Source organism: Bacteroidales bacterium, from assembly GCA_018334875.1.
GTDB lineage: Bacteria > Bacteroidota > Bacteroidia > Bacteroidales > UBA12077 > JAGXLC01.
In genome coordinates this window covers 1-4,157 of the sequence record JAGXLC010000357.1, presented here as the reverse complement: position 1 = coordinate 4,157, position 4,157 = coordinate 1, and the positions used below count along the sequence as shown (strand labels likewise).

The following is a 4,157-nucleotide window of genomic DNA, read 5'->3' as shown; positions in this document are numbered from 1 at the left end:
TAGTGGCTTATCAAATGGGTATTACCATCAACATGATATCCCTTTTTGGTATGATCCTGGTGATCGGGATATTGGTAGATGACGGCATTGTCATCGCCGAAAACATCTATCTGTATTTTGAGAAGGGTATGAGTCCGATGAAAGCGGCTGTCGAAGGAACAATGGAAGTATTTCCTGCGGTACTCACATCCATTGCAACTACCATTGTGGCTTTTTCTCCGTTGCTGTTTCTTACCGGAACCCGTATGGAAATGATGTATCACATGGCGATCATTGTGGTTGGTGCCCTGTTCTTTTCTTTGTTCGAGGCTTTCTTTGTTTTGCCCGCTCATCTGAGCAGCCACCGTGTTCTAAATCGCAAGGCTCTGAATGCTAAAAGAAAGGGGATAAAGAAATATTTCGAGGGATTCATTGTATGGCTGCGTGATAACCTATACCAACATATGCTGTATTGGCTGCTAAAATACCGCCATGCTGTAGTCGCCATACCCATTGCACTGATATTGATTACAGCGGGATTGTATTATGGAGGCCACATCAAGAATACCTTTTTTCCCATGGTAGATTTTGACAGCTTTGAAGTAAACGTTGCTTTTACTCCGGGCGACGGAGAGAGACAAACCAAGGAATATCTCAGGCGTTTTGAAGCGGCCATCTGGGAGGTGAATGAAGATCTCAAACAGCAGCAGGGAACGGATTATGATATCATTGAACGGGTCAGTACAACCATGGGGTACGCCTTTCAGGGACAGGAACGGGGTGCCCATGCAGGGATTATTCGGGTTTACCCGGTTGATCTGGAGGGTTTGCCTTTGAGTGGCCATCAGATTGCCAATATGGTGCGCAAGAAGATCGGACCGGTAACTGAAGCGCGCAAATATACTGCCGGTGGAAGAAGCCGCTGGGGTTCGCCTGTTTCTATCGGGCTGATGTCACGAAACCTTGACGAACTGGAAGAAGCCAAAAATTATGTTATGAAGCGGTTAACAGAGCTGCCCCAACTGAAAGATATTAATGAGAACGTGGCTTTAGGCAAACAGGAGGTCAGGCTGGATCTGAAACCCAAAGCTTATTTTCTTGGCCTGGATGAGAGCACAATTGCCTCCCAGGTACGTCATGGGTTTTACGGCGGTCAGGCCCAGCGATTACAGGAAGGCAGGGACGAGCTGCGTGTGTGGGTTCGGTATCCCAAGTCGGACCGGCTTACACGCGGGCAGATGGAAAAGATGAAAATCAAGACACCAGCCGGTGAATACCCATTGGTTGAGCTGGCCGATTATCATCTCGAACGCGGTCCTGTAGCCATCAACCGTTATAACGGCTCGAGAGAGATACGCGTAGAAGCCGAAACAGTGGATCCTTATGCTTCCGTGCCCGCGATCATCGGTCAGATCGAAAAGGAGATCATACCCGAGGTGAAATCTCGCTTTGCAGGTATTCGTTATATGGACCAGGGCCAGGCCAAACATAGCAATGAAGCTTTGGGGAAAGCAGGAGGCTATTTTCTGATTGCCTTCATCGTGATCATCTTCTTGATGATCCTGCATTTTAAGAGTGTCAATCAAACTTTGATCATACTGGCCATGATACCCCTGTCAATGCTTGGCGTTTTCTGGGGCCATGGCATACATGACAAACCCCTTTCAATCATTAGCCTGTGGGGCATGATTGCACTTACCGGGGTGATCATCAACGATGCCATTGTATTTCTGGCTAAGTACGACAACCTCCTGCTAAAAGGCTATAAAGTGCTTGATGCTGTTGTGGAGGCAGGCAAGCTCAGGCTCAGGCCCATCATTCTCACCAGTATTACTACCACAGTCGGATTGTTTCCCATCATTCTGGAAAAAAGCGTACAGGCCCAGTTTCTTATCCCTATGGCCATCAGCCTGGCTTATGGAGTGTTTATCGGAACGATTTTCATACTGATATTTTTTCCTGTGCTGATCATGTTGCTGAATGATTTCCGGGTGTACATGAAGTATCTCTGGACAGGTGAAAAACCTGAGCGTGAAACTGTAGAAGTGGCTGTGATGCTTCATAACCGGAGGAAAAGCTATGAGATGAACGGCACTGCAGAAATTATGAACAAAGATGACCGCCATAACCAAGCTGATACAAAATGAGAAAACAATACAGGACATTATGACAAGAGCAATCAAATATTATTTTGCATTTTTTACTTTCATTTTTCTGGCCTCTGCCACAACCGCACAGGAGGATGCCCTTAATCTCTCATCTGCCCTGGAAAAGGCTCTTGAAAACAACTACGGGATCATCATTTCGGAGTCGCAGGCAAATATTGCCGGGTTGAATAACAATTGGGGTACGGCAGGCCGTTATCCTTCCGTTGGCTTTGATGCTTCATCTTCCAATAATATGGAGCTCATCAATAATTCATCAGCGAACCGGCTTTATGGAAGCATCGGGATGAACTGGACACTCTTTGACGGATACCGGGTGAATATCACCAAGAGCAAGCTGGATAAGCTCGAAAACCTGGCAAAAGGAAGATCGGCTGTGGTGGTGGAAAATACCATCCAGAACGTTATCCTGGGCTATTACAATGTGCTGCTTCAGAAAGAACAGCTTGATGTAATGAAGCGTGTAACAGGTCTTTCCCGCGACCGCTACGAGTATGAACAGATGCGGCGGGATATGGGCAGCTCACTTACTTATAATGTTCTGCAGGCCAAAAATGTGTATCTTGAAGATTCTGCCTCGTATCTCAATCAGCAGGTGGTGGTGCGCAATGCCATCCGCAACCTGAACTTTGTGCTGGGGGAAGAGGCTTCAGCCCAGTGGAACTTTACCGAATCCTTTGAACCGGACATCAGTGTGTACAAACTGGGTGATCTGATCGATAAGATGCGTTCCAATAACCAGACCCTGCAGAATCAATATGCCAGTCTGATGATTCGTAAAGAGGATACCAGGCTCCGCGAAAGTGAGCTGTATCCTTCTCTACGGTTCTCGGCGGGTTTGGACAATTCTTTTTCGCGCACCAAAAATGAAGGAATGGATGCCCTGACCACTAAAACCGTAGCTCCTTATGCCAATATGAGCCTAAGTTATGACATTTATACCGGAGGCACACGCAAACAGGCTATAGAAGTGGCCAGAATCAATGAAGAGATTGCCCGGACCGAGATTGAAGAGATGGAACACAGCCTGACCAATGTCCTGTTTAACCAGTACGATCTCTATAATGTCCGGCGAACCTTGCTGAATGTGGCTTCAGAAAATCTGGAGGCTGCCGAGCTTAACCTGGAGATCGCAGAGGAGAAGTTTAAATCCGGCGCCATCAATTCATTCAACTACCGCGATATTCAGCTCATCTATCTGAACGCTGCACTCCAAAGACTCCGTGCTGTATACAACCTGGTCGACTCAAACACCAACCTGACCAGGCTGATTGGTGGGTTTGTGGAGGAAGGAGCACTGATTGAATGATTGGATGATTGAATGCCTGCCTGCCGAAACGCAGTGGAGGCGGGCTTGCCCGCACGCTGTCGCTGAAGCTTTAGCGTAAGCAACCGAAACGAAGTAAAGGTGGAATTGGGTGATTGTCATTAAACTGTTTGACAAGAGTTTGACAGGAGTTTGATGTTTAAGGGGAGTCGATTCAACCCTTGTTGTCGGGCAGGTAGTCAAGTATGAAGGATATTGAATCGTGCCAATTGGTGGTTACCATCTTACTGTCATATTGTTCCAGTGAAAATTTTACGAGGTCGGATGGCAGAAATGGCTTATTTGCTACGTACCTAGGGGGTTCAGGCATATTATGCCGTCGCTAGGCGACTTACGGCTAACCAACACAACCAACAGCCACGAATAGAGATCAATGACTATATAATTTGGCTGATTTTCTATAATACATCTGCATTTTTTGCCAACTGCCCTTTGCCAATTGCCAACTGATTAATGAACAATAGCTTTAAGATTTTCGTTATTCCCCAAAAATTTGCATGAATTTTGTAAGGTGAAATGAACTAAGTCAAATGAGGTAAATATGACAGGATTCAAATTTGATCCCGAAAAAATGGAGAAGCTGAACGATCCGGAACGGTTGAACGACATCCCGCCGGATTTTATCTGGGAGAAGCTTGATGTTCATAATCCCGGCACTTTAGTGGATCTGGGAGCAGGAACAGGTT

General features: G+C 46.4%; 2 protein-coding genes. Both read left to right on the top strand.

Going from position 1 to position 4,157, the window contains the following annotated elements; genetic code table 11:
* Positions 1-2,126 (top strand): efflux RND transporter permease subunit (locus KGY70_17990; GenBank protein MBS3777093.1); only part of this gene is annotated, 2,126 nt, incomplete at its 5' end.
* 19 nt (positions 2,127-2,145) lie between these two features.
* Positions 2,146-3,453 (top strand): TolC family protein, encoded by a 1,308-nt coding sequence (locus tag KGY70_17985; protein ID MBS3777092.1) that lies wholly within the window; start codon positions 2,146-2,148, stop codon positions 3,451-3,453.
* The last annotated feature ends 704 nt before the right edge of the window (positions 3,454-4,157 follow it).